This is a genomic window from Paludisphaera mucosa (assembly GCF_029589435.1).
Lineage (GTDB): Bacteria > Planctomycetota > Planctomycetia > Isosphaerales > Isosphaeraceae > Paludisphaera > Paludisphaera mucosa.
Genome location: NZ_JARRAG010000002.1, coordinates 1,095,060 through 1,119,903 on the forward strand (window position 1 = coordinate 1,095,060; position 24,844 = coordinate 1,119,903).

Below are 24,844 nucleotides of genomic sequence, written 5' to 3' on the forward strand. Positions count from 1 at the left end.
ATTTCGCAACGGCGTGAATCCGCCGACTGGACCCAGGGAGTGTAGGTGCAGCCATGCGATGGCCCCGCTTCCGATTCGGCATCCTGACGATGACGATCCTCGTGATGATCTCGGCCGTCGTCCTGACCGCCTGGAACCTGGTGCCGCGAGCCCTTGATCCATTCCTGGGCGACCGCTCGGGGACCATCCCGGAACGCTGGGTCAGCGGCGGGGCGGCTCGTTACTTCGCCGTGAGAGCCGTCCTCGCCGGGATGGTCGCCTCGCCCTTTTCCTTCGCCATCGCCCTGGCTCTCAGGCCGCCGCCAGGGGGCCGTACCGGGCGACGAGCGGCGATGCGGTGGCTGGGCGTCGCCGCCGGCCTGGCGGCTTGTGGTCTGGCGATTTTGAATTGCCCGCTGGATGGGATGCGCATCGCGTGGCTTCTGAGGGACGGCTCCGGGGTGTCCTTCTACCACCAGTACCGCTTCTGGCCGGGGGCGCACGTCACGCCCTGTCTCGAATTGACGACGCCCGCCGGGAGGTCCCGCTCCTACCCGATCGCCAGGAATACTCGATACCAGGGGCTGCCACTCCTGCGTACGAACGCGGAGCAGAAGACGATCTGGCTCATCGACGACCCCGATGCGCGAGCCCGGCGCGGCGGGGTGTGGTGCTCGATCGATCGCACGACCGGCGACTTCGTCGCCGCGGGCGGGCCTTATCAGGCGGGCGTGGGCGAGACCTCGGGCTTCCCGCCATCACGATGAGTCCTCCGGGCTCCGTCGCATGGCTGGGTCGCTGATGCTCCTTCGCCGACGAACTGCGCAAGCCATGCCGACCGATGAGGCTCGGCCGGCTGTCACGCAGATCTCGCCCTGTCGTCGGGGGCTGGCATACGCTTATATAAAAAAACCGCCTTTTCCACGAAGGCTTCCTCGACGAGCCCGCCCTGCGAGGGGCCTGCGGCCGGCGCGACGTCGGCGTCGAGTCCCGAGACCTGCGGCGCCTTTGAAGGCGTCCCGAGGATTTTCGCGCGTCGCGAGTTGGCTCCCGCCCTCGCGACGGGCGATATTTCAGGCGGGAGGACGCGCCGCCATGCCGATCGAGATGGAGCGGGCCGCCGCGACGACGTCGCTCGCGCCGGCCGGCGAGGAGTCGTCGGGCCCGCCCAGGCTCCTGGTCGTGGACGATTCGGAGTTCGAACGCCGTTGCATCGCCAGGCTGCTCGACGACTTCGACGGCCTCCGCGTCGAGTACGCGCCGGGAGGGCTCGCCGCGCTGCAGGCCCTCGAACGCGACCCGCCCGACCTGATCTTGACCGACCTGATCATGCCCGGCGTCGACGGCCTGGAGCTGGTCCGCCGGGTCCATGCTTCGCGGCCGGGACTGCCGGTCATCCTGATGACCGCCTTCGGCGGCGAGGGGGAGGCCGTCCGGGCGCTCCGCGCCGGCGCGGCGGACTACCTACCCAAGGCCCGTCTGGGCCAGGACCTGGCGGCCACGCTGCGGCGCGCCCTCGACGGGTTCACAGTCGACCGCCGCCGCAATCGCCTCTTGCGGCGGCTGCACGGCCGGACCTCGACCTTCGAGCTGGAGAACGACCCCGAGCTGGTCGAGATGCTCGCCCGCCTCCTGGCCGAGGAGGTCGCCGGCCTCGACCTGCTCGACGGCTCGGGGCGGATCCGCCTGCAGGTCGCCCTGCAAGAGGCCCTCGCCAACGCCCTGTACCACGGCAACCTGGAAGTCGACTCGGCGCTCCGCCAGGAGGACGAGGCGGTCTTCTACGGCCTGGCCGAAGAGCGCCGCCGCCAGGAGCCCTATCGGTCGCGGCGGATTCGCGTCCACGCCTCCCTCGACCGCCGGGCCGCCGACTTCGAGATCGCCGACGACGGCCCCGGCTTCGACACCGGCCGCGCCGACCGTCCGATCGAGGCCGAGGACCTGACTCGCATCGGCGGCCGGGGCCTGCTCCTGATGCGCACGTTCATGGACGAGGTGGCGTACAACGCCCGGGGGAACGTCGTCACGCTGACGAAACGCTTCGCCCCGGGCCGGGCCCGTTGAGGCCGCCCGCGTCGACCGCCACGCGACTCAATCAGTCTCAGGAGGTGGGCGTGGAGAAGATGGGGAATTGCTCGTGCGTCCAGACGAGCAGCTTCTGGATCGCCTCCTGCCGTCGCTGATCCCGGTCGCGGTCGCGCACGGCGGCCTTGTAGTTCCGCTCGGCCGTGATCTGCGCGTCATACACCTCTTTCAAGCCCGGGTGAAGCAAGAGGTTTTCGCGGGGTGGGAGCGTGGGCGGGAGCTTGGTCACAGGATCGGACGGGGCTTCGCCTGCGATCCTTCGCCACTGGCGGACGATCGTGGTGAGGGTGTCGTTAGCGATTTCGAACTTCGCCTCGGAGCCCTCGGCCTCCCGCTCGGCCTCGTCCTTCATGTCCTGGAGGCGGCCTTCCAGAACCTGGACCTGCTCCAGGATCTCCTCCAGCCCCCGTTCGGGGGAGGCGACGCCGTTCTTCTTCAACGTCTCGGCGCGGGTCATCCGCCGATGGGCGATCCGGAGCTGCGCCTCGATCTCCCGCAGGCCCCGCGCGGCCTGGGCCGGCGGATCGGGCGGATCGGGCGGGACCGGGGCGTCGGAGGCTTCCACGGCCTCCGCGGCGGCGGCCCGTGCGGGCGGATCGGGCGGGACTGGGGCGTCGGGGGCTTCCACGGCGTCCGCGGCGGCGGCCCGTGCGGGCGGTGAGGGAGGTGAGGGAGGTCGAGGGGGAACCGTCTCCGGGAATTGATCGAGGAGCCGGTCGAGCTTCTTCTCCATCGCGTCGAGCCGGGCTTCGACCGACCTGGGGGCGGCCTTCGCGTCGGGCGGCTGCTCGGCCCGGGGCGCGGGCGCTTCGAGCGCGCCGGGGACGACCGCCAGGGCGCCGGCGGTCAGGCCGACGGCGGCGACCGCGAATCCGAAGAGCTTCCACAGGGGCGGGGACGTCGACATGAGCACTCCTTGGGCCAGGGCCGCGGCGGGCCATCGGGCCGACGCGGGGGATGATGCGAACAGGCCGCCGAGGCCCGCGGCGAGGCCCGCGAACCGGCCGGCGGCGGCGACCGTCGCCGCCACGAGCGACGACGGGACGAGCGGGACGGCGGCCAGGTCCGCCCGCGCCAGGACCAGGCAGGCGGACGCGTCGACGCCCCGGCGCGACAGGCGTTGCTGAAGGATGACGCGGGCCCGGGCCATCCGACTGCGCACCGTGCCGACGGGCCAGCCCAGCTCGGCGGCGGCCTGGTCGTGCGTCCGGCCCCGCAGGTAGCAGAGCACCAGCGGGGCGCGGAACTTCTCGGGCAGCCGGCCCAGTTCCTGGTCGAGCGTCTCCAGCGAGTCGTCGGGCGTCCGCACGGGCGCGGCGGGGGCCTCCTCGACGTCCCGCCGGTCGCCCTCGCGGGCCCTCCGTTTGAGGACGTCGGCGCGGGCCCGGACGGCGACGCGGAAGGCCACGCCGTAGAGCCAGCTCGACAGCGCGTCGCCGTCGCGGAGCCGCCGCCCCTTGCGGGTCAGGATCAGGAAGGTCGCCTGGAAGGCGTCCTCGACGTCGGCGGGATTGAACAAGTAGCGGCGGCAGAGCGCCAGCACGAGCGGGCCGTGGCGGTCGACGATCGCCTCGAAGGCGGCCTCGTCGCGCTCGGCCAGGTACCGATGCAAGAGCCGCGCGTCGCCTCCCGGCGGGTCGACCCCGTCGCGGAGCAGCCGCTCGACCTCCCTCCCCACCACCGTCCGTCGCGCCCGCAACATGTCGCCGTCCCTCCCCTCGGCGAGGTTACTGCACCGCGAGGGTTCACCAATCCCGTTATTTTCGGATTCGGGGCGGTTCGCTCGATCGGAGGACGAAGCACCGGTCGTCATCGGCGGTCATGGCGATTGGGTAGGACGCCGGACCGACGAGAATCGGTGACGCGGATCCCATGAACCGCGAGCCCTATTGACAAATGTCGTAGGATCGCCGATCATGAGGCGAGGACAACCGTTTCGACATGGGGGGCCTGGATCATGAGCACTGCGGCCGCTGGAGCGACGCCTGGGCGAACGGCGAAGTTGCTGGCCGTCCTGAGCGTCGCCGGCTTCTGGGTCCTGCCGTTGTCCCCGATGGTCGCCATCGGGGCGGTTTCGCTGACCCAGGGGGCGTCGGGCTGGTCGCGGAGCCTGGCCGTGACGGGAGCGTTGCTGTGCATCGCCTACACCGTCCTCATGGCCCTCTTGATCGTCCGCCTGGCCGTGCAGGTCGGCTTCTAGGCGAGGGCTTCGCCGTCGCCCCCCCCGGGGCCGACGAATCACCAAGCACGCCGCACTGCGCCCCCCTCATCCGGCCTTCGGCCACCTTCACCCGGTAGGGGGGAAGGCCATGAGAGTTCGACTCGGCCCCGATCAGGCGAGGGGTTCTTCGGCCTGGGGTTCGAGTTCGACGTCGGCGGAGGCGACGGAGAGTTCGGGGGCGGGGGCCTCGGCGTCGATGAAGTCGTTGAACGGCTCCTCGATCGACTCGCGGAGCTTCTGTTTGGTGGGGTCGCCCATGGCCTCGGGCCAGATGTAGAAGCCGCCCTTCCAGGACGGGGGGATCTCCCACGTGCCCCAGATGCCCTTGCCCTCGTTGTAGCCCTGGTAGGCGACGTCGTGCTTGCCGATGAACCGCTTGGTCCACCAGCACTTGCCGTCCTCGACCTGGTAGCGGCCCCGGATGAGGAAGTCGCCGATGAGGTCGCGGCCCTCGCCGGTGATCACGCCGCGCTTGAACGTCAGGCGCAGCTCCATCCCGTGCTTGCCGGGGGGGATCTCGGCCTGGAGGAAGTAGCCGACCCACGGCCCGGAGGGGAAGCGCGAGTCGGTCTCCAGGTCGAGGTCGGTCTCGTCCGGGATCGGGTCCTTCGAGCGGGGGTCGCTGGTCATCGCGGGCGATCCTCAGGGCAAGGCGGAGCGGGCGTCCCGAAGCCGGGCGGGACCGTCTCCTGCGTTCATGCAAGAGGCGGGCCGCGCCGCTTGTGAGGGGGCGGGCCGCCGTCGAGCGGCGGAGCCCGGTTGTTTCGCCGGCCTTCCCCCCCCTATGATTCTAAGCGAAAGCCAGCCCGCGGTAAGGCGCGATCCGCCCGGGTCGCGCGGGAATTTCCTCGCCGGGACGGGTCGACCCGGCGACGTCGGAGCGGTGATGAGCGACGAACGGTCAGCGAGCCCGACGGACGTCCGGCGTCCCGGCGCATCCCGCCCCGCGCGGCAGGTCGCGAAGGTGGGCGTCACGGCCGTGGGCCCCGCCGGCGGCGACGCCCGCGACGACTGGGTGGCCGTCGAAGATCCCCTGGAGATCCGCGCGGCGGGCCCGGGCCAGGCCGCGACGAGCGTCGCGGTGACGATGCGCACGCCCGGAAGCGATTTCGAGCTGGCCGTGGGCTTCCTCCGCACCGAGGGCCTGATCGGGCCCGAGGACGAGGTCCTGCCGCCCCCCGACCTGCCGGCGAAGGGGTGCAACGTCGTGAACGTCGAGCTGTCGCGGCCGTTCGACGGCTCGACGCTCAAGCGGAACTTCTTCGCGACGTCGAGCTGCGGGCTCTGCGGCAAGGCGGCCCTCGACCAGATCGAGGTGCGCTGCGGGCCCGTCGCGGCCGGGCCGACGGTCGCCCGGGCGACGATCCTGGGCCTGCCGGACGCCCTCCGCGAGGCCCAGCGGGCCTTCGACCGCACCGGGGGCCTGCACGCCGCCGGCCTGTTCGACGCCGAAGGGCGGCTGCTGGCGGCCCGCGAGGACGTCGGCCGCCACAACGCCGTCGACAAGCTGGTCGGCCGCGCCTTCCTCGACGGCGAGCTGCCGCTCTCGGGCCGCATCCTGCTCGTTTCCGGGCGGACCAGCTTCGAAATCTTGCAGAAGGCGGCCGTGGCGGGCCTGCCGATCGTCTGCGCCGTCTCCGCGCCGTCGAGCCTGGCGGTGTCGGTCGCCGACCGCCTGGGGATCACCCTGGTCGGGTTCCTCCGCGGCGACCGCTTCAACGTCTACACCCACCCCGGGCGGATCGACGCCGGGGATCGATAGGAGATCGCCCATGGCCGACCAGGAAGGGTCGTCGCCCGTGACCCCGCCCTCACTCTCGCCCCCGCCCGTCGAGCTGTCGAAGGTCCAGGTCCAGCCCTACCACCACCCGGCGGCGGGCGTCGGGGCGATCATCCACTCGACGTCGATGGCGCTCTCGCAGTTGGGGCCGATCCGGTCGGTCTCGATGGCGCTCAAGATCAACCAGATCGAGGGCTTCGACTGCCCGAGCTGCGCCTGGACCGAGGCCGGCCAGGACCGCCGCGAGACCTTCGAGTTCTGCGAGAACGGCGTCAAGGCCGTCGCCGCCGAGGCGACCAAGCGGCGCGTCGCGCCCGAGTTCTTCCGCAAGTGGTCGGTCGCCGACCTCCGCGCGCGGAACGACCACTGGCTGGAGGACCAGGGCCGGCTGACCCACCCCATGCACCTGGCCCCGGGTGCCGACCACTTCGCGCCGATCTCGTGGGAGGACGCCTTCGCGCTCCTCGGCCGCGAGCTGAAGGCGCTGGGGTCGCCCCACGACGCCGTTTTCTACACCTCGGGCCGCACGAGCAACGAGGCGGCCTTCCTCTACCAATTGTTCGCCCGGCTGCTCGGCACCAACAACCTGCCGGACTGCTCGAACATGTGCCACGAGTCGACGAGCTTCGGCCTGCAGGAGCAGATCGGCGTCGGCAAGGGGATGGTGACGCTCGACGACTTCGAGCTGGCCGACGCGATCTTCATGATCGGCCACAACCCGGGCACGAACCACCCGCGGATGCTGACGACCCTGGCGAACGCCTCCAAGCGGGGCTGCCGGATCGTGGCCGTCAACCCGCTCCGCGAGCGCGGGCTGGAGCGGTTCGCGCACCCGCAGCACCCGATGGACATGCTCCACGGCGGCACGGCGATCGCCGAGATGTTCCTGTCGGTCAAGATCGGCGGCGACGTGGCCCTGCTCAAGGGGATCATGAAGGAGGTCTTCGAGGCCGAGCGCCGGAACCCCGGCCAGGTGATCGACCTGCCGTTCATCCGCGACCACGCGTCGGGCTACGACGAGTTCGCCGCCGAGCTGGACGCGACCTCGTGGGACGACGTCGTCGCCTCGTCCGGGATCGACCGCGAGACGATCCGCAAGGCGGCCGAGATCTACATCACGTCCGACCGCGTGATCGCCTGCTGGGGCATGGGGGTGACGCAGCACCGCTGGGGCGTGGCGAACGTCCAGTCGATCATGAACCTGCTCCTGCTCCGGGGCAACATCGGCCGCCCCGGCGCGGGGGCCTGCCCGGTCCGGGGCCACAGCAACGTCCAGGGCGACCGGACGATGGGGATCTTCGAACGCCCCGCCGCCGCCTTCCTCGACCGGCTCGGCCAGGTCTTCGGCTTCGAGCCCCCGCGCGAGCCCGGCTACAGCGTGGTCGAGGCGATCAAGGCGATGCACGAGGGCAAGGTCGGCGTCTTCTTCGCGATGGGCGGCAACTTCCCCGTGGCCTCGCCCGACACCGACTACACGGCCGAGGCCATGTCGCGGTGCCGGCTGACGGCCTACGTCGCCACCAAGCTGAACCGCGGCCACCTGACGACCGGCCGCGAGTCCCTGATCCTCCCCTGCCTCGGCCGCACCGAGATCGACGAGCAGGCCGCCGGCCCGCAGTTCGTCACCGTGGAAGACTCGATGAGCATCATCCACGCCTCGCACGGCGTCTTGAAGCCGGGCTCGCCGATGCTCCGCAGCGAGCCCTGGATCGTCGCGCAGCTCGCGAAGGCCGCGCTGGGCGCGTCGTCGACCGTCGACTGGGACGAGCTGGTCGGCGACTACGACCGCATCCGCGAGCGGATCGCGCAGACGATCCCCGGCTTCCACGACTTCAACGTCCGCGTCCGCCGCCCCGGAGGTTTCATGCTGATCAACCCCGCCGGCGAGCGCCGGTTCGTCACGACGACGGGCAAGGCCCGGTTCATGACCCACCCGATCCCCGCCGACGCCCGCACCCCCGGCCGGCTCCTGCTGGCGACGATCCGCAGCCACGACCAGTTCAACACCACGATCTACGGCTTCGACGACCGCTACCGCGGCGTCTACGACGCCCGCCGCGTCGTCTTCCTCAACGCCCGCGACGTCGCCCGCCTGGGCCTGGTCGACCGCCAGGTCGTCGACCTGATCGGCGAGCACCGGGGCGAGTCCCGCGTCGCCCCCCGCTTCGCCGTCGTCGCCCATGACATCCCCGAGGGCTGCGCCGCCGCCTACTACCCCGAGACCAACCCCCTGATCGCCTGCGACGACGTCGACCCCCACAGCCTCACCCCGTCCTCCAAGTCCGTCGTCGTCCGCATCGTCCCGACCACCCATCCCGCGGAGTCGGCGGCGGCTGTGTGACGCCCCAAGGGGGAGACTCCGGAGGCCGAAGGCGGTCCGATCGCGGACCGAGCGACCGGGACGACCGGCGGGGGCGGGTCACCGTCTTCACTCCGGTCGCGGCGTCTGAAAAACCTCCTCGCACCCGGCCCGTTTCCAGGCGTCGAGCTGAGGTCCAGCTTCGATTCCTGGGTCGAGACTCGGGCCCATCCGACGAGCACGGCTCTCCCCGTCATCAAATGACCCAGGAGAGGTTTCCTAACTCATCTGGAAGGGCGAGGTCTCGGGATGTTGATTTTGAGATGCTCATCGGCACGATCTTCGGCCTGGTGAGCCGTGTCCAACCGCTTTCCTCCCAGGCTTGTCGGAAAGGGGCGATTTTGAGACTCGCCCACTTGGAGCGAAACGATCCCGCCAGGGATACGCTTGCGTAGCCTGATCGGATCAGCTCGAATGGGATTCGCGACCTGGCGAGCCGGAGGGACTTGTCGTCAATTACATCCGGGTAAGACACGTGATGGAGTTCGCGGGGGATTTCGAGACCCACATCACGGTCCAATGTCATGAGGATGGTGGGGTCGAGGCCCTCCGCCTTTGGGCGGAAGGACGAGGCCTGAAGTTCCACCATATCGTCCTCGACCGAGGCCGATACGCCTCGCAACCGATGTTGACCCGACCCGGACGCGGGCGGCTGTCCGACGAACGGGAAGCCGCGGCCCAAATCGGCATCGAGCTGGGCGCCGCGGGCTTCGGAGTGATCCGCGTGAAGATCGAGGCTGCTCCCTGGAACGAGGGCGTGCCTCGGACATCTCGGGAGACCGCAACCCAGCCGAGCGGCCGCTATTTCGAGCACCACGTCAAGCTTCTCCTGGTCCCGGATGCGGACCTGTCGGTGCTCTCGGCCCTCTCGGAGGCCCACTCCGCTCACCTGTCGCGGAACGCGAGGCGTGTACGCGGCGACGGCCTCCGGGAGCAATTCCTGACCCAACGCTTCCGCTCCCTGGGGAGGGTCGAGGCGAGGGAGCGACTCGATGCCCTCGTGGATGCGATCCGCACGGCCGGCCACGCGATAGAGGCCGGCGGAGGCGCCGGACCATCCCGAGTCCTGCGTCACGGCCGAATAGGCGAGGCCCAGCCCGGAATGGACGCCGTAGAAGTCCGCCAGCATGTAGGCGTCGTAATCCGTGACGATCCCCTGGGCCAGGTACCCGGCCTGGATGTTCGAGATCGCGTCGGCGCGGGCGAGACCCGCCCCCCACCAGGCCAGGGCGACGCCGACGACGATACGGGGAAGGATCGGCTTTGCCGCGGGCAGCATGGTGCACCACCTCCGATTCATGGTTCGATTCCAAACACCTGGAATCGAACATGAATCTTCCCGGTTCACGGCCGGAATGCAATCGAGCACCGCCGACGGCATGGTTTCGATCGGGGCTTCAGGACGCCTCGAAGGAGCGTGGGAGCACGTCGAGCGGATTGCACGCGACGGGGATCGAGAACCCCCCCGATCCCTGAGATGGGCTCGCTCAGGCGAAGCCTGAAGGCTTCAGGCTGGTCGGTCGCGACCCGGACGTCCCACGCCACGGCGTGCCGCACATCGTCGCCCGAGCCCCCTGTTCAAACCGGACGTTCGCAGGCTTGCGAGTTCGGTAGGGGTGTGTGCGAAGCGGCCGGCGTCGGCTTCGGGCGGCGGATCCCCAGCCTGGCGTCGACGTCGGCCTGGGTCTGGCGGCCGACGGCCCTGGCCATGTACCCGATGAAGGCGATCGTCAGGCTGACCATCAGGAGCGTGCCGAGGACGGGGACGACCACGTCCCAGGGGCTCGGGATCGAGACGCCCTTGAGACGATCGCCGAGTGTGAAGCAGGCGACCAGGCCGGAGGAGGCGAGCAGGGCGCGACGGGCGTCGCCCTGGGCGAGGCGGACGAGGGCGGCCCCGCAGACGAGGAGCCCCACGACGGCGGCGGCGACCGCCAGGGCGAGGCCGCGTTCGAATCCCCAGGTCCAGGCATGGGCGGCGATCACGGCTTGGGGCTCCCGGCCGAACGCGAGGAGGCGGACGGCCTGGATCCCCATCACTCCCAGCCAGAGCCGGAAGAGGCGGGCGGACCAGAGGCGGGCCTCGGCTTCGCGGGTCTCGGGATCCATGATCGACCTCCGCCCAGGGGGGACGTCCTCCTGGTCTACGAGAAGTTCATCCTATCCGGGGGGCCCCAGCAACCGCATCGGTTCGCGCCTTCGAATCCGTGGAAAACGAGGAAGGGCCGGATGAAGGGCGACGGCCTTGGTGCTCGTCTTCCCCCTCATCCGGCCCCTTCGGGCCACCCTCCCCCGCGGGGGGGGGAAGGCCGGTGATCGATGGTCCGGCTCAGTGGCCGGAGCCGCCGGCGGCGTGGCCGGCCGGGCCCTGGCCGTGGGCGGCGTGGTCGTGGCGGAAGAGGGGGTTGTCGGGGTTGCCGCCGGCGGCGATGTAGGCGATGAGGTCGAGGATCTCCTCGCGGGTCAGCTTGTCGAGCAGGCCCTTGGGCATGATCGAGACGGTCGACTTGGCGCGGTTGGAGACGTCGGCCTTGGGGATCTGGCGGGGGACGACGCTGGCCAGCGGGTTCTCGACGACCTTGATGGCGTCGGCCGTCTCCTCGACGATCAGGCCGCTGACGACCTGGCCGGACTCCAGCTCGATCGCGTAGCCGGCGAACTTCTCGTTGATGTTCGCCGAGGGGTCGAGCACGTTCTTGAGCAGGTCGGCCGGGGCCTGCTTGGGGTCGAGCTTGGCGAGGTCCGGGCCGAACGCCGCGCCGACGCCGCCGAGCTGGTGGCAGGTGGCGCAGGTGGCGAGCTGGAAGAGCTGGCGGCCGTTCTGGAACGACCGGCCGGCGTCGAGCTGGGCGATCGACGGCTTCAGGTCGTCGAAGGTCCACTCGGTGCGCGGCCGGGTCGACTTCAGCAGCTCGTCGGCGACGGGCAGCGGGTGGGCGGCGAGGTAGGCCTCGGGCGCGGCGAGGTAGGCGTCGAGGTCCTCGACGACGTAGAGGGCGCCGTACATCCGCCGCCAGTGGCCGGGGTAGGTGCAGACGTACGGCAGGACGCCCGGGGTCGTCGGCGGCGTGAAGGCCAGGCGCTCGACGTCGCGGGGCTGGAGCAGCTTGCTCGCCAGCAGGATCTTGCCCGACGCCGGCACGTACTGCCGCTTCATGGCGTCGGCCTGCAGGCCGGTGCTCTCGGCGAGCTGGCCGACCTCTTCGAGCGACCCGGCCTGGGTCACCACGAAGTTGTGGGGCATGACGTCGACGTTCTCGAAGACGAACTCGACGGGCTTGCCGGCCTGCACCACGATCCGGTCGACGTCGTACCGCATCTGCTCGAGGACCGTCCCCACGCGGATCGCGCGGACGCCCAGGTCGCCGAGGGCCTTGCGGACGGCCCTGGCGCGGTCGGCCGGCAAGCGGGCCGCGACCAGGTCGCCGAGCTGCAGGGCGTCGAGCGCGGCGGGCGTGCGGCGGTCGGCGACGGGGATCCTGGCGACCTCGGCGAGCAGGACGTCGGCCAGCGGGGCCAATTCGTCGTCGGGCCACGAGGCCGGCGGCAGCTTCTGGATCGCCAGGATCGCGGCGCGGCGGTCGACGCCCTCGCGGACGAACTTGGCGAGCGCCCGGAAGGTCTCGGGCTCGTGGCCGCGGAGGGTGGTCAGGGCGTCCATCGCGGCGCGGCGGATCAGGCCCGCGCGGCCGTCGCCGGCGTATTCCAGGCGGGCCTTCTCCGCGGGCGCGGGGAGGTCCTTGCGGCGGTCGACGACCTGACGCGAGCCGTCGAGGATCGTCAGCTCATAGCCCTGGAGCCGGCGGCCGAGCGAGCCCTCGGTGCGGTTGTGGACGACGACCGCCTCGATGGGGACCTCGGAGCCGAGGTCGACCTCCCACCAGGGGGCGTCGGTCTGCTCCTCGGTGTGGGTCTGGCCGTTGCCGCCGTACGAGCCCGAGGCGTTGCCGTCGACGGCCCGCGCGGCGTCGCCGCCGTTGGCGGTGTTCTTCTGAGAGGCCTTGCCGTGGGTCGCGACGTTGCGGCCGTCGCTGATCACCTCGACCTCGGCCAGGGTGAGCGTCCCCCGCCGCGGCAGGGCGATGCGGACGAACCGGCCCAGCGTCCCCTTGCCCGTGGCCCCGGCGTCGGCCGCGAGGCCCTCGGGGAGGCCGCGGAGCAAGGGCTCGATCCTGGGGTAGAGGGCCGAGCGGACGATCGGGTCGCGGATCAGCGGGGTCGCCGCCAGGAAGTCGCGGAGCGAGGCGACGGAACGGACGGCCAGGGCCCAGGCGGCGTCGGCCGAGCCGTCGGCCGCGACCATCGCCGCCAGGCCGATCCGACGCGCGATCGGCGCCCTGGCCGACGTCGCCAGCTTCTCGGCCTGGGGACGGATCGGCACCAGCTCGGCCCGGTCGCGTTCGCCTAGCATGCGGGCCAGCTCCATCGCCACGGCGTCGTCCAGGCCGGCGTCCCCTTCGGCGTCGCGGGCGGCGAGGTCCTCGATCAGCACCTGCGCCGGCGACCGGCCGACGAGCGCCGCGAGGTCGGCGAGCGCCTTGCGGCGGTCCTCCTCGCGGACCCCCTTGCGGAAGAGGATCTCGCGCAGGACGGGCCGGCCCCGCTTCATCTGGAGCAGGTCGTCGGGGGCCGCGCGGTCGAGGAAGTAGCGGGCCGCGGCGTCGCTGCGGAACTCGATCGCCCGGCCCTCGCGGAGGGCCTTCTTGACGTAGGGCTCGAGCGCCCGCAGGGTCTCGCCGCGGGCGTAGTCGAGGTAGTAGTCGGACGCGCTCTCGGCCGTGCTCAGGGCGACGTCCAGGGCGTCGGGCTCGGTGAAGAAGCTGGCGGCGCGGACGACCTCCAGCCGGACGCGGGGGTGCTCGTCGCGGGCCAGCTTGCGGAGGACGTCGAGCGCGTCGGGCGTCCGATCCCGCCAGCAGCAGAGGACCCGGACGGCGGCGGCCCGCGCCCGCGGGTCGGCGGCGGTCAGGCAGCGCTTGAGGAGGTCGAGGTTCACGACGTCGTAGGTCTGGTGGACCCAGAGGGCCTCCAGCACCTGGTGGTCGTGATCGGGGTCGGCGGCGTCGATCTTCTCGACCCACGCGGCCAGCGCGGGGAGGACCTCGGCGGCGTCATGGCCGCAGAGCACGGCCTTGGCGCGGTAGCGTACGCGGTCCTCGGGCGACTTCAGCAGCGCCAGCAGCTCCTCGACGGGCCGGCCGGCGATGGCGGCCTGCGGCGAGAGCGGCCGGCCCTCGTGGGTCACGCGGTAGACCCGGCCGTGGGCGGCGTCGCGGCTGGGGTCGCGGAGGTTGTGCTGCATGTGGCCGATGATCGGGTTCTGCCAGTCCAGGAAGTAGACCGCGCCGTCGGGGCCGGTCTCGATGTCGACCGGGCGGAAGTTGGGGTCGCTGGAGAAGACCAGCGGCTCCTGCTCGACGGCCGTGAAGCCCGAGCCCTCGTCCTGGTAGCGGTAGCGGTGGATCCCCTGGAAGCCGATCACGTTGGCCACGAGCAGGTCGCCCTGCCAGTCGTCGGGGAAGTGCTTGCTGGAGAGGATCTCGGTGCCGCCGCAGGGCCGGGTGCGCTGCTGGAAGTAGGGCTTCATCGGGCGGTGCTTCTCGGGGAAGTCCAGGTGGCCCGAGAAGGCGGCGGCGAAGTAGTTGACGTTGCCGGTGCCGTCGGTGACGAAGTCCTGGCCCCAGCGGTCGAAGACGTGGCCGTGGGGGTTGGCGAACGGGTACGTCACGTAGACGTCGATCTTCTGCGACCGCGGCTCGTATCGGAAGACGCCGGCGTTGGCGAGCCGGACGGGCGGGCCGAACGGGGTCTCGACCTGCGAGTGGTGGAACGTCCCCTCCTGGAAGTAGACGTCGCCGCCGGGGCCGGATCGGAAGCTGTTCGAGGTGTGGTGGGTGTCGGCCGAGTCGAGCCCGCTGAGCAGGCGGACGCGGACGTCGGCCCGGTCGTCGCCGTCGGTGTCCTTCAGCAGCATCAGGTCGGGCGCCTGGGCGACGAGCACCCCCTGGGGGACGATCTCGAAGCCGGTCGGGCAGTGCAGGTCGTCGGCGAAGGTGGTCTGCTTGTCGGCGACGCCGTCGCCGTCGGTGTCCTCGAAGATCAGGATCTTGTCGTTGCGGGGCGACTTCGGCTTCCAGTGGGGGTAGGTCGGCCAGCAGGCGACCCAGAGCCGGCCCCTGGCGTCGAACGTCATCTGCATGGGCTTGGCCAGGTCCGGGAACTTCTCCTCGGACGCGAACAGGTTGACCTTCAGGCCCTTGCCGGGGGTCATCTTGGCGATGGCCGCCTCGCCGCCCAGGAAGAGGTGCTCGCCGTTGGGCCCCGCGCCCGGCTTGTTGGTGACGACCGGGAGGAACGGCGGGGTGTTGGAGTCGTCGACTTGCAGGTCGCCCCCCTCGGCGACCGCCCAGATCCGCTTGTCGCGGTTGGCGGTCATGACGTCGAGGACCTCCATCTCGCGCTGGGCGACCACGCGGTTGGTCTGGTTCTCGACGAAGGCGAGGTCGGCGCGGCCGCCGTAGATGGAGTAGCCGTCGACGGTCCGGTAGCGGTTGAACCAGACGTCGCTCTTGTCGAGCACGGCCTGGTGGAGCTTCTCGAACTTCGCCGGGTCCTGGACCTTGTTGTCGCCGAAGAGGGTCCGCTCGACGACCTCGGCGATCAGCTTGTCGCCCTCGGAGGTGAGGTGGACGCCGTTGATGGTCAGCGGCTTCGGGGCCTGGGCGTAGAGCTTCTGGCTGGGGTGGAACAGGTCGATGAAGCGGACGCCGCGGGCCTCGGCCAGGTCGGACATGACGGCCGTGAGGCGTTCGAGGCGGAGGTTGACCTCCTTGCCGTCGGGCAGCGACGGGTCGTGCAGGTCCTCGAAGGCGATCGGCGAGAAGAGGACGAGCTTGGGGGCCGACTCGCCGTTGTACTTCTGCGCCAGCGTGTGCTTGATGAAGGCGTCGAGGTCGCCGCGGAATTGGGCGAGGCCGCCGTACGACTCGTTGTAGCCGAAGAACGCGCAGACGACGTCGGTCCGGTTCTTGGCGAGCCATTCGTCGGGGGTGCCGAACCCGGCCGAGCGGAGGCGGATCGTCAGCTCGTCGCCCGAGAAGGCGAGGTTCCGGACCGTGAGCCGGTGGTCCGGGAACCGGCTGTGCATGATCGACTCGAGCCAGCCGGTGTGCTGCATGCGGTCGGCCAGGGTGTTGCCGATCACGCTGATGTGCGACCCCTTGGGGAGGTCGAGGCTGGGGTCGGGGAGCCGTCCGTCCCTGGCAAGGCCGACCGGCGCCGACGCCGACAGGGCCCAGACCGCGATCACCCCGACCGCGACCCTCCAAGCCTTGCCCGCATCCGACCGCGGTCGCTCCCCGAAGTGACGGAGAAATGCCATGTGCCCATCCCCTTCACGCGCAAGCGACAGGCGCCCGCCGGGGCCCATTCCGGGCCCCGCCAACCAAAGCGGCCGCCGTCGTCATTCGCGCGAACTCCGATTGTCCGCCGCGGACGGCGGAATTTCAATCAAGAACTGAGGACGCGGCCGCCGGGCCCGCCGGCCGCGCCCGCCCGATCAGCCCCCCAGCGGCGGCAGGCCGAGCTTGCGGACGACCTGCATCGGCAGGAAGAGGTGATTCGGGTCGTCGAGCAACGGCGTGACCCCGAACTTCTTGTAGAAGGCGCGGGCGTCGTCGTCGATCGCATCGACCTCGACGGCGCGGACGCCGACGTGCTCGGCGAGGTGCTGCGCCCGCCTCAGGGCGTCGATCAGCAAGAGCGAGCCGAGGCCTCGTCCCTGGGCCGTGAGGTCGACCGCCAGCCGGCCCAGCAGCACCACGGGCACGTCCAGGCGGGGCAGGCCCCGGGCCTGGTCGGCGGGGAGGGCCTCGAAGGCGACCCGATGACTCGAAAGGGCGTAGTAGCCGAGGACGACCGCCTCCCCCGCCCTCGCGGCGACGTAAGTCCGGGCGAGGTCCCGCTTCTCGAACTGGCCGGCGCGCTGCTTCAGCCAGTCGGTGAGCATGGGCCGGCCGCAGTCGAACGCCGAGCGGTCGTGATGCGTCCCCAGTCGCTCGACGCTCCAGCCGTCGCCGGGGTCAGCCAAGGCGCTTCCTGTACCTCTCGGCCGCCTTCACGAGGGCGGCGTTGGGGCGGGCGTCGGCGTCGTCGAGGATCGCCATGAAGCGGTCCCGATCCCGGCCGCTCAGGACGGTGGCGTGGTTCCGCTCGACGACCGAACGCGCGTGCTCGACGAGCGTGCCGACGGCGAAGTCGCTCACGGACTGCCCGAGCGACGCGGCAGCCTCCTCGATGACCTCTTTGAGGTCGGACGGCAGCCGGAAGTTGAGCCGCGCGTCCCTGGACCCTGTCGCCATGATTGACCCTCGCCGGAGCAGGCTCGTACAGCGGATCGCCACACAAGTCTAATGTATCGGGTGGCGGGTCGAATCACCACACGAAATGGGAATCGCTCGACGTCGAAGGCCTCGCCGCTCAGGCCTCAGGGGCGGCCCCCCTTCACCTTCTCCCGCCGCCAGGCGTAGTAGGCGTCGAGGGCTTCAAGTTGCGGCAGGTTGGGGACGGGCCGGGCGGAGGGGGCGGCGTCGAAGGTCATGACCTGGGGGGCGGCGGCGGTGAAGGCGGGCCAGGCGGGGAGGCCGTCGCGGTTGGGGTCGCCGGCCTTCGCGAACTGGACCCAGTAGGCGCTCATCAGGTCGGACGCGGCGCGGTCTTCGGGACGGGGGTCGCCGCTCAGGAAGTCGGCGACGATCCCGAGGTTGCCGAGGTTGCGGAAGACGTAGGGGATCTCGGCCGCGTGCGAGGCCCCGTCGGGCGAGCGCGGCGTGCGGTGGTCGAAGTAGTAGACGAACGCCGGGCCCGCCCCCTTCTCGGCCTGCAGCCGGGCCCAGGTCCAGACGTGCCAGGCGAACGCGGCATCGCGGAAGAGGCCCTTGGTCGCCCGGAAGGCCTCGTCCGGGGTGGCGTGCGGGTAGGCGGCGAGGATCGCCTCGGCGTGCTCGCCGTAGCCGGCGCGGACCAGGGCGGCGAACGCCTCGGGGGTCGTCGACCGGCCGGGGCGGACGAACAGGGCCCCCTCGTCGGAGTTGGTGCCGATCAGCACCGGCGTGTCGTGGAACTCGCCCTTGCGGTAGAGCTCGTACTGGTCGCCGGGCAGGACCTCGCCGTCGAAGGTCGGCCACCACCAGCGCGGCAGCTTGATGAGGTCGGCCGCCGGCAGGGCGCGGGCGGCGGCGACGTCGGCGACCTCCAGGTCGTCCAGGAAGCGCTCGCCCTCGGCCTCGACGAGCTTGAGCGGGCGCACGTTCTGGCCCCCCTCGTCGGCCAGCTTGGGGGGCGCGAACGAGCCGCCGCTCTGGGCGATGGCCCGGTGGAACAGCCCCTTGGCCTTCGGCGAGGCCGCCAGCATGCTCACCGAGATCCCGCCGGCCGACTCGCCGAAGATCGTCACCCGGCCGGGGTCGCCGCCGAACGCCGCGACGTTCTCGCGGACCCACTCCAGCCCGGCGACCTGGTCGCGGAGGCCGTAGTTGCCCGAGACCCCGCCCCCCTCGCGGCTCAATTCCGGATGCGCCAAAAACCCGAGCGGGCCGACCCGGTACGCGACCGAGACGATTACGACCCCCTGCTCCGCCAGTCGCGAGCCGTCGTAGGCCGGGACGTTCGTCGAGCCCATCGCGAAGGCCCCGCCGTAGATCCAGACCATGACCGGCAGCCGCTCGTCCGGAGCCTTGGCGGGCGTCCAGACGTTCAGGTACAGGCAGTCCTCGCTGAATTTGGGCGGGGCCCCGGTCATCGCGGCGACGAGCGCGTTCTGGATCGGCCCGGGGGCGAACGCCCTGGCCTCGCGGACCCCCTCCCACCGGCGGACCGGCCGGGGCGCCCGCCAGCGCAGGTCGCCGACGGGGGGCTCGGCGAACGGGATCCCCAGGAAGGCCCGCACCCCGTTCGCCGCCTTCGTCCCCTCGACGACCCCGGCCTTCGTCTCGACCTTGTCGTCGGCGACGACGCCCCGGGAGGTCCCCGCGACCATCAGCGCCGCGGCCGTCGCCCACGCCAGAACCCGCATCTCGTCCCGTCTCATGACCCCTCCCGGCTTCCGCGCGCACCTCGACGTCCCCTGGTGGACGCCTCATCTTACGGCGCGGCCTCGCCGGTTGCATCGAATGGGAGGGCCGTGGCTTCCCCGCAACCTTCACCCCACGCGCGATCGTAATCCCTTGCCTCGGACCGACCTGGCTGCTAGACTCTTGTTAAACATTGGTCGTACGGATGGACTGCGCGCGGGGGCGTATCAGCATGCTGACACTCTGGGGACCGGGCGGCGGCGAGCGGTACTGCGACGGCGTCTCCCGGCGCGCGTTCATGCAGGTCGGCGGCCTGGCGATGGGCGGGCTCTCGCTGCCGGGGCTGCTGGCGGCCCAGGCGAAGGCCGGGACGGGCGACAACCACAAGTCGGTCATCATGATCTACCTGACGGGCGGCCTGGCCCATCAGGACACGGTCGACCCCAAGCCCGACGCCCCCGAGGGCATGCGCGGCGAGTTCAAGCCGATCGCCACGAGCCTGCCGGGCGTCTTCCTGAGCGAGCTGATGCCGCGCACGGCCGCGATCATGGACCGGGTCGCGATCATCCGCTCGCTGGTCGGCCAGATCGACGAGCATTCCAGCTTCCAGAGCATGACCGGCTTCCCGATGGTGATCTCCAACCGCGAGGGGCGGCCGCACTTCGGGTCGGTCGTCTCGCGGGTGCAGGGGCCGGTGAACGCGGTGGTGCCGCCGTTCGTCGACCTCGCCCCGGTGATGCAGCACCGGCCGTACAACACGCCGGGCGCGGGCATGGTCGGGCAGTCGCACAAGGGCGCGAAGATGGAGGGGGACGACCTGGCCCTGCTCCGGCCCCCGGCCGACGTCGCGCCCGAGCGGTTCGCGGGCCGTCGCGACCTGCTCGGCCAGTTCGACGGCTTCCGCCGCTCGGTCGACGGCGCGGCGGTCGACGGCATGGGCTCGTGCTACAAGCAGGCGTTCGACGTCCTGACGTCCGACGCCCTGGCCAGGGCCCTCGACGTCGAGCGCGAGGCCCCCGCGCTCCGCGCCCGCTACGGGATGGGCTCGGCCAAGCACCTGGGCGACGGCGGGCCGATGTGGAACGACCAGTTCCTGGTCGCCCGCCGGCTCGTCGAGGCCGGCGCGCGCTGCGTCACGCTCTCGTACGGCTTCTGGGACACGCACGGCAACAACTTCGGCCACCTGCGCAACGTCATGCCGCTGTTCGACCAGGGGGTCTCGGCCCTCGTCGAGGACCTCCACCAGCGCGGCCTGGACCGCGACTGCACGCTGGTCGTCTGGGGCGAGTTCGGCCGCACGCCCAAGATCAACGCGACCGCCGGCCGCGACCACTGGGCCCCGGTCAACTCGGCGATCCTCGCCGGCGGCGGCATGAAGGTCGGCCAGGTCATCGGCTCGACCGACAAGATCGGCGGCCACGCCGCCAGCCGACCCGTCCACTACCGCGACGTCCTGGCCACCGTCTACCACAACCTCGGCCTCGACCCCCACACCCTGCTCTACGACAAGGCCGACCGCCCCGTCTCCATCCTCCCCCCCGAGAACGAGCCGATCGCCGAGCTGATCTGACCTGAGGCCGAGCCGCGACGAGGCCCCGCCCCGCGTTCAATCGCCGGTCGCGGGCTCGTCCCCGTCGGCGGTGGGTCGCACACCCGACCGCGCGCCGGGGGCGGCCGCCGGCCGGCGCTTCCGGCGCGGGCCGCCGGCCTCGCCCCCTTGATGAGGGGAGCACGACCGCTCGCCCCCCCGCTCCGAGGCCCCCCTCGCCTTGACGTCGCCCCGCAGCCAGTCCAGCAAGGCGAGGGGCGCCGCGACCAGCATGAGGATGAGGCTCAGGCCGCCGTACGCGAGGATGAGGATCAGCACGATCCCCGCCAGGCCGGGCAGCATCGCCAGCACGCCGGCCAGAATCTGCAAACACCAGTTGATGTCCAAGCTTCGTCTCCCCGACGGTCGCCGCGCGCCCGCGTGGGGCGCGGCCCGCTCCTGCCATCGATCGCCACCGAATAGATCGTGGATCCGAACGGCGATTTGGGACGGGAAAATCGGGAAAACGTCGGGAAGAACCCCGCGGGAAGGGGCCGCGACGCGCGGCGGCGTCCTCGAACGGGCGGCGAGCCGCCTCGCCTACTCGTTCGCGGGGTGGGGACTCAGGGGGGATCGATCGCCGACGAGCCAGATGTGCCCGAAGGGGTCGACGAATCCGCCCTGGCGATGGACGCCCCACGGCGCGGCGTGATCCCGGATCGGGTCCCGACCGCCGTCCGCCCCCGCGGCCGTCGCGCGGGCGATCAGGGCGTCGGGGTCGTCGCAGAACACCTCGATGCGCGCGGTGGTCGTGCCGAGTCGCGCGGGGCTCTCCCAGCCGTTGTTTTCGGGCTCGCCCACGAAGAACGCCGCCCCCGCGATCTCCAGTCCGACCACGGCCCCCAGGTTCCACAGCTCCACCGCGCCCAGGGCGCGTTTGTACCAGGCTGCCGCCGCCGCGGCGTCGGGCACGGCGACCATCAGGGAGATGACGGGAGGGAGTCGATCCATGGTCGGGCGCCGCCTGATCTGGGGGGACATGGAAGTTGGATGACGCGTCCGGGATCGCCTCTCGCGACCCGACCCGCGATCATACGCACCCCGTAGGGCCCGAGGAAGACGACGCCGGGGTGGCGGCTCGACGTCCCGCCCGGGCCCTCGACGGGCCCCGTCGAGCCTACGAAGGCCGTGGACGGCCGCCCGACCGGAGCCCGCTTCCGTCCCCCGCCGCCGCCAGGGGTTCGGGCTGCGCCGCCGGCGCGGGACGTCGACGGGCGACGTAGGCCTCGACCTCGCGGCGGTTGCGGGCGGCGTTCTCGCGGATCGCGAAGACGAGCGTGATGAGCAGGCGCGAGGCCGTCGAGGCGGCGAGCACCAGGGCCAGCGGGGTGTGTCGTTCGAGGGCCGTCGTCAGCGGCATCGCGCCCAGGACGTAGACGCCGGCGTAGTGCGTCGCAAACGAGCGAACCCGGGGAGACGCGTCCGGGGCGGTCGCGGTGCGGCCCAGGAAGAGGGGCCACCGGATCAGCAGGGCCGTCGCCAGGATCGAGGCGACCGCGACCAGGACGTCGTCGAGGGCGCCGAGCGCGGGACGCCTGGCGATCGTCTCCTCGGGCCGCATGCCGAAGAACAGGCGGTGCACCAGGCCCACGAGGCACAACAGGATGCCGAGGTCCTGGAACCACCACGGGCGATCGGGCGGTGGTTCGGGGGCGGCGGACATCGCACGGCTCCTGCCACGGGGTCGCCCCTTGTCGGGCGGTCGGCGAACCTGACAGGCTATCCTAGCGTCGAGAGGTCGGGGAATCGAGGAAGCGTTTGCGGAAGGGACGCATGGATCGTCTTCAGAGGGACCTGTTGCGGCAGGGGATGCGGCTGGAATTGGGGCCGATGCTGCGGCTGGCCGGGCCGGTGGTCTCGGCGGAGCTGGGGTGGATGGCGATGGGGATCGTCGACACGATCTTCGTCGGCCGGCTCGGGGCCGAGGCGATCGGGGCCGTGAGCCTGGGGAACGCGCTCTACTTCGCGGTCGCCATCTTCGGGATGGGGCTCCTGCTGGGGCTCGACGCCCTGGTCTCGCAGGCCTACGGCGCGGGCGACCTGCACGAGTGCCACGACTGGCTCGTCCAGGGGATGTACCTGGCGGCGATGCTCTGCCCGCCGGCCATGCTGCTGCTGTGGGTCGTCGAGCCGCTGTCGGACCGGATGGGGCTCAACGCGGCGGTGCTGGAGCAGGCCAAGCCGTTCCTGCGCGCGATGACCTGGGGGACCCCCGCGCTCTTCATCTACGCGACCTTCCGGCGCTACCTGCAGGGCATGGGCCTGGTCAAGCCGGTGATGGCGGCCCTGCTGTCGGCGAACGTCGTCAACGCGCTGATGGACTGGGTGTTCGTCTACGGCAAGCTGGGCTTCCCGGCGATGGGCGTGGAGGGGTCGGGCTGGGCGACGACGATCTCGCGCTGGTACATGGCCGGGTTCCTGGTCGTCTTCGCGCTCTGGAACGACGCGCGGAGCGGCTCGGGGCTGATCCGGACGCGGCTCGCGCCGAGGCTGGCGGCGATCCGCCGGCTGTTCGGGATCGGCCTGCCGGCGGCGATGCACCTCTTGCTGGAGGTCGGCGTCTTCGCGCTGGCGACCACGCTGGCGGGGAAGCTCGACGCCACGTCGCTGGCGGCGCACCACGTGGTGCTCGACGTCGCCAGCGTGACGTTCATGATCCCCCTGGGCCTGGCGACGGCGGGCGCGATCCGCGTGGGCCAGGCGATCGGCCGGGGCGAGCCGTCGGCCGCCGGCCGCGCCGGGTGGACGGCCCTGGCGCTGGGCGCGGCGTTCATGACGACGTCGGGCCTGGTCATGGTCGCCTTCCCCCGCCCGCTGGCCGCGCTGTTCACGGACGACGCCGGCGTGATCGCGGCCGCCTCGCGGCTGATGCTGCTGGCGGCGGCCTTCCAGCTCTTCGACGGCCTCCAGGGGGTCGCCACCGGGGCCCTCCGGGGCGCGGGCGACACCCGCACGGCGATGATCTGCACCCTGATCTGCTACTGGTTCGTCGGCCTGCCGCTGGGCTGGTTTCTGTGCTTCCGCGAGGGCCGGGGGGTCTTCGGCCTCTGGATCGGCCTGGCCCTCGGCCTCTTCATCGCCGGCCTGACGCTGCTGTTCGCCTGGCGCCGCAAGGCCGCCGCCCTCGGCCGCGGCGAGTTCGCCATGGTCGGCGCGGGCGTGGGGCATTGAGGTCGACGTCGAGGATCGCGCCAGCCGAACGCCGGGTCAGGGCTTCGGCCCGTCCCCGGCGGCGGCGGCGAGGCGGCCCAGCAAGGCGAGCCCGATCGCGTCGACGTCGTTCGCCGAGTTCGACAGGACCGCGACGCCCACGCGCGAACCGGGGATGAACCCGATGAAGCTGCGATACCCGCCCGTGCCGCCGTTGTGCCAGAGGGCCGTCGCCCCGGCCCCGACCGTCGCCTCCTGCCAGCCCAGGCGGACCCGGCCCGTCGGGGGGATGTAGCCACTTAGCAGCCCGGCGAGGCCTACGACGACGAACAGGGTCGTCCCGGCCGGCAGCCAGCCGAATTGCGACCCCCAGAGCGCCATGCATCCGGCCCAGGTCGCGGCCGCCGCCCAGGCCCCCGACCAGAAGCCCTTCCACGCCAGGGCCGCCAGCGCCGGGAGCAGGGCCGCGGCCAGGAACGTCGCGCTCCCCGGCGGCACGGGGACGGACCACTGGACCAGCAGCGACGCGGCCGCCAGGCCGAGGGCGTGCGGCCAGCCGACCCCGATCCGCCGCCGCCAGGCGACCGGCCGGGGGGCCTGGCATTCCCGCAGCGCCGGCTCCAGCGGGGTCGCCGCCGGATCCAGGTTCGCGCGTAAGAACGTAAGCATCTCGGCGACCGTGGACCGCAGCGCCCCGGCCCCGGCGAAGGTCGGCAGGTCCCAGCGAGACGTCGGCTCGCCCTTCGCATCGTGGCCCGGCGCCATCCGCGCCTCCTGGTCGGCCGACAGGGCGATCGCCGTGTCCGCCAACCCGAGCGGGCGGAGCACCCGCGCGGCCAGCAGGTCCTCGTATGGCTCCCCCGCCCGCAGGGCGAGGACGTGGCCGAGCAGCCCGGCCCCGAGGTTCGAGTACGACGCGCCGCTGCCGGGCGGGAAGCCGACCCTCGCGGCGTTCAGGTAGGCGTGGAGGTCCTCGACTCCGTAGTCGCGATACGGGTTCTTAGCGTCCTTGATGGTCGCCCCCAGGTTGCCCGGCAGCCTGGGGAGCGCCGAGGTGTGCTCGGCCAGGTGAGCGAGGGTGATCGGCTCGCCGCGGTAGGCCGGCATGCGGACGCCCGCCGGCAGCAGCTCGCCGACCGGCCGGTCCAGCCGCACCTCCCCGCTCCCGGCCGCGTCGGCCAGCAGCAAGGCCGTGAACACCTTCGTGATCGACCCGATCTCGAACACCGTCCGCCCGTCCGGGACCCGGCCCGAGCCTTTGTCCGTCTCGCCGTAGCCGAGCGCGACCTCCTCGCCCCCGGCCAGGAGCCCGATCGCCAGCCCGACGTTCCCCGCCGCGCGAAGATAACGCGCGGCCTGCTCGTCGGCCTCCGCCCGCACGACCTCGATCGTCCCCACCGTCATGACCTCCCCGCCGCCGGCCCGCCCCGAAAGGTCGATCCTGAGCCCGCGCGATCGTCCTTCTCCCCTTCGTGGGAGAAGGTGGCCGCAGGCCGGATGAGGGGCTCGTCATCCGACGACGGCTTTCTCTTCTCGGGTCACGCTTCGGCCTCGAAGTCCGAGCACCCTACGATTTGGGTCCCCCTCATCCGGCCCTGCGGGCCACCTTCTC

General features: G+C 71.7%; 19 protein-coding genes. 7 read left to right on the forward strand and 12 right to left on the reverse strand.

What is annotated here, in order from left to right; all coding sequences use genetic code 11:
- Positions 1 to 53: 53 nt before the first annotated feature.
- Positions 54 to 746, forward strand: coding sequence for a hypothetical protein (locus tag PZE19_RS14005; RefSeq protein ID WP_277861247.1), 693 nt, complete (start codon positions 54 to 56; stop codon positions 744 to 746).
- Between the two features lie 328 nt (positions 747 to 1,074).
- Complete coding sequence (locus PZE19_RS14010; RefSeq protein WP_277861248.1) at positions 1,075 to 2,043, forward strand: response regulator; 969 nt, start codon at positions 1,075 to 1,077, stop codon at positions 2,041 to 2,043.
- A gap of 37 nt (positions 2,044 to 2,080) precedes the next feature.
- Here PZE19_RS14010 and PZE19_RS14015 read toward each other — a convergent pair whose 3' ends face one another.
- Positions 2,081 to 3,766 (reverse strand): RNA polymerase sigma factor, encoded by a 1,686-nt coding sequence (locus PZE19_RS14015; RefSeq protein ID WP_277861249.1) that lies wholly within the window; start codon positions 3,764 to 3,766, stop codon positions 2,081 to 2,083.
- 255 nt (positions 3,767 to 4,021) lie between these two features.
- On the opposite strand from PZE19_RS14015, the gene PZE19_RS14020 reads away from it, so the two are divergent.
- Positions 4,022 to 4,264 (forward strand): hypothetical protein, encoded by a 243-nt coding sequence (locus PZE19_RS14020; protein WP_277861250.1) that lies wholly within the window; start codon positions 4,022 to 4,024, stop codon positions 4,262 to 4,264.
- A 132-nt stretch (positions 4,265 to 4,396) separates the two neighbouring features.
- Here PZE19_RS14020 and PZE19_RS14025 read toward each other — a convergent pair whose 3' ends face one another.
- Positions 4,397 to 4,915, reverse strand: coding sequence for a hypothetical protein (locus PZE19_RS14025; RefSeq protein ID WP_277861251.1), 519 nt, complete (start codon positions 4,913 to 4,915; stop codon positions 4,397 to 4,399).
- A 256-nt stretch (positions 4,916 to 5,171) separates the two neighbouring features.
- On the opposite strand from PZE19_RS14025, the gene fdhD reads away from it, so the two are divergent.
- Complete coding sequence (gene fdhD, locus PZE19_RS14030) at positions 5,172 to 6,047, forward strand: formate dehydrogenase accessory sulfurtransferase FdhD (protein WP_277861252.1); 876 nt, start codon at positions 5,172 to 5,174, stop codon at positions 6,045 to 6,047.
- Between the two features lie 10 nt (positions 6,048 to 6,057).
- Positions 6,058 to 8,406 (forward strand): FdhF/YdeP family oxidoreductase, encoded by a 2,349-nt coding sequence (locus PZE19_RS14035; RefSeq protein ID WP_277861253.1) that lies wholly within the window; start codon positions 6,058 to 6,060, stop codon positions 8,404 to 8,406.
- A gap of 214 nt (positions 8,407 to 8,620) precedes the next feature.
- Here the strand turns inward: PZE19_RS14035 and PZE19_RS14040 are convergent, their stop codons facing one another.
- From PZE19_RS14040 to PZE19_RS14065, 6 genes are all read right to left on the reverse strand, one after another.
- The gene (locus PZE19_RS14040) at positions 8,621 to 9,703 is read right to left on the reverse strand and encodes a hypothetical protein (RefSeq protein ID WP_277861254.1); all 1,083 of its coding nucleotides are present in this window, start codon (positions 9,701 to 9,703) and stop codon (positions 8,621 to 8,623) included.
- Between the two features lie 299 nt (positions 9,704 to 10,002).
- Positions 10,003 to 10,533, reverse strand: a complete 531-nt coding sequence (locus PZE19_RS14045; protein WP_277861255.1) for a hypothetical protein — start codon at positions 10,531 to 10,533, stop codon at positions 10,003 to 10,005.
- Between the two features lie 220 nt (positions 10,534 to 10,753).
- Positions 10,754 to 15,805 (reverse strand): PVC-type heme-binding CxxCH protein, encoded by a 5,052-nt coding sequence (locus tag PZE19_RS14050; RefSeq protein WP_277861256.1) that lies wholly within the window; start codon positions 15,803 to 15,805, stop codon positions 10,754 to 10,756.
- Positions 15,806 to 15,982: 177 nt separating this feature from the next.
- The gene (locus tag PZE19_RS14055; RefSeq protein ID WP_277861257.1) at positions 15,983 to 16,513 is read right to left on the reverse strand and encodes a GNAT family N-acetyltransferase; all 531 of its coding nucleotides are present in this window, start codon (positions 16,511 to 16,513) and stop codon (positions 15,983 to 15,985) included.
- A complete protein-coding gene (locus PZE19_RS14060; RefSeq protein WP_277861258.1) occupies positions 16,506 to 16,784 on the reverse strand; it encodes a type II toxin-antitoxin system TacA family antitoxin in 279 nt (92 codons plus the stop codon). The genes PZE19_RS14055 and PZE19_RS14060 overlap by 8 nt, the downstream gene beginning before the upstream one ends.
- A gap of 125 nt (positions 16,785 to 16,909) precedes the next feature.
- A complete protein-coding gene (locus tag PZE19_RS14065; protein ID WP_277861259.1) occupies positions 16,910 to 18,511 on the reverse strand; it encodes a carboxylesterase/lipase family protein in 1,602 nt (533 codons plus the stop codon).
- 215 nt (positions 18,512 to 18,726) lie between these two features.
- Between PZE19_RS14065 and PZE19_RS14070 the strand changes: the two genes are divergently transcribed.
- Complete coding sequence (locus PZE19_RS14070) at positions 18,727 to 20,064, forward strand: DUF1501 domain-containing protein (RefSeq protein WP_277861260.1); 1,338 nt, start codon at positions 18,727 to 18,729, stop codon at positions 20,062 to 20,064.
- A 36-nt stretch (positions 20,065 to 20,100) separates the two neighbouring features.
- Here PZE19_RS14070 and PZE19_RS14075 read toward each other — a convergent pair whose 3' ends face one another.
- The 3 genes from PZE19_RS14075 to PZE19_RS14085 all read right to left on the reverse strand — a co-directional run bounded on the left by PZE19_RS14075 (position 20,101) and on the right by PZE19_RS14085 (position 21,745).
- A complete protein-coding gene (locus PZE19_RS14075) occupies positions 20,101 to 20,430 on the reverse strand; it encodes a hypothetical protein (protein ID WP_277861261.1) in 330 nt (109 codons plus the stop codon).
- Between the two features lie 192 nt (positions 20,431 to 20,622).
- Entirely contained in the window at positions 20,623 to 21,033 is a 411-nt protein-coding gene (locus tag PZE19_RS14080; RefSeq protein WP_277861262.1) for a VOC family protein, read from the reverse strand.
- 166 nt (positions 21,034 to 21,199) lie between these two features.
- Positions 21,200 to 21,745 carry a hypothetical protein gene (locus PZE19_RS14085; protein ID WP_277861263.1) on the reverse strand — a complete coding sequence of 182 codons (546 nt, stop codon included), beginning with the start codon at positions 21,743 to 21,745 and terminating at the stop codon, positions 21,200 to 21,202.
- Between the two features lie 110 nt (positions 21,746 to 21,855).
- Here PZE19_RS14085 and PZE19_RS14090 point away from each other — a divergent pair, with 110 nt between their 5' ends.
- Positions 21,856 to 23,253 (forward strand): MATE family efflux transporter, encoded by a 1,398-nt coding sequence (locus PZE19_RS14090; protein WP_277861264.1) that lies wholly within the window; start codon positions 21,856 to 21,858, stop codon positions 23,251 to 23,253.
- A 36-nt stretch (positions 23,254 to 23,289) separates the two neighbouring features.
- On the opposite strand, the gene PZE19_RS14095 is transcribed toward PZE19_RS14090, so the two are convergent.
- The gene (locus PZE19_RS14095; RefSeq protein ID WP_277861265.1) at positions 23,290 to 24,630 is read right to left on the reverse strand and encodes a serine hydrolase domain-containing protein; all 1,341 of its coding nucleotides are present in this window, start codon (positions 24,628 to 24,630) and stop codon (positions 23,290 to 23,292) included.
- Positions 24,631 to 24,844 lie beyond the last annotated feature (214 nt).

What these genes read in the sequence shown, in the direction of transcription:
- PZE19_RS14050 (WP_277861256.1), bottom strand. Translation starts at nt 15,805, where the DNA reads ATGGCATTTCTCCGTCACTTCGGGGAGCGACCGCGGTCGGATGCGGGC.
- PZE19_RS14090 (WP_277861264.1), top strand. Translation starts at nt 21,856, where the DNA reads ATGGATCGTCTTCAGAGGGACCTGTTGCGGCAGGGGATGCGGCTGGAA.
- PZE19_RS14020 (WP_277861250.1), top strand. Translation starts at nt 4,022, where the DNA reads ATGAGCACTGCGGCCGCTGGAGCGACGCCTGGGCGAACGGCGAAGTTG.
- PZE19_RS14070 (WP_277861260.1), top strand. Translation starts at nt 18,727, where the DNA reads ATGCTGACACTCTGGGGACCGGGCGGCGGCGAGCGGTACTGCGACGGC.
- PZE19_RS14040 (WP_277861254.1), bottom strand. Translation starts at nt 9,703, where the DNA reads ATGCTGCCCGCGGCAAAGCCGATCCTTCCCCGTATCGTCGTCGGCGTC.
- PZE19_RS14025 (WP_277861251.1), bottom strand. Translation starts at nt 4,915, where the DNA reads ATGACCAGCGACCCCCGCTCGAAGGACCCGATCCCGGACGAGACCGAC.
- PZE19_RS14045 (WP_277861255.1), bottom strand. Translation starts at nt 10,533, where the DNA reads ATGGATCCCGAGACCCGCGAAGCCGAGGCCCGCCTCTGGTCCGCCCGC.
- PZE19_RS14015 (WP_277861249.1), bottom strand. Translation starts at nt 3,766, where the DNA reads ATGTTGCGGGCGCGACGGACGGTGGTGGGGAGGGAGGTCGAGCGGCTG.
- PZE19_RS14080 (WP_277861262.1), bottom strand. Translation starts at nt 21,033, where the DNA reads ATGGATCGACTCCCTCCCGTCATCTCCCTGATGGTCGCCGTGCCCGAC.
- PZE19_RS14035 (WP_277861253.1), top strand. Translation starts at nt 6,058, where the DNA reads ATGGCCGACCAGGAAGGGTCGTCGCCCGTGACCCCGCCCTCACTCTCG.
- PZE19_RS14010 (WP_277861248.1), top strand. Translation starts at nt 1,075, where the DNA reads ATGCCGATCGAGATGGAGCGGGCCGCCGCGACGACGTCGCTCGCGCCG.
- PZE19_RS14005 (WP_277861247.1), top strand. Translation starts at nt 54, where the DNA reads ATGCGATGGCCCCGCTTCCGATTCGGCATCCTGACGATGACGATCCTC.
- PZE19_RS14060 (WP_277861258.1), bottom strand. Translation starts at nt 16,784, where the DNA reads ATGGCGACAGGGTCCAGGGACGCGCGGCTCAACTTCCGGCTGCCGTCC.
- PZE19_RS14085 (WP_277861263.1), bottom strand. Translation starts at nt 21,745, where the DNA reads ATGTCCGCCGCCCCCGAACCACCGCCCGATCGCCCGTGGTGGTTCCAG.
- PZE19_RS14065 (WP_277861259.1), bottom strand. Translation starts at nt 18,511, where the DNA reads ATGAGACGGGACGAGATGCGGGTTCTGGCGTGGGCGACGGCCGCGGCG.
- fdhD (WP_277861252.1), top strand. Translation starts at nt 5,172, where the DNA reads ATGAGCGACGAACGGTCAGCGAGCCCGACGGACGTCCGGCGTCCCGGC.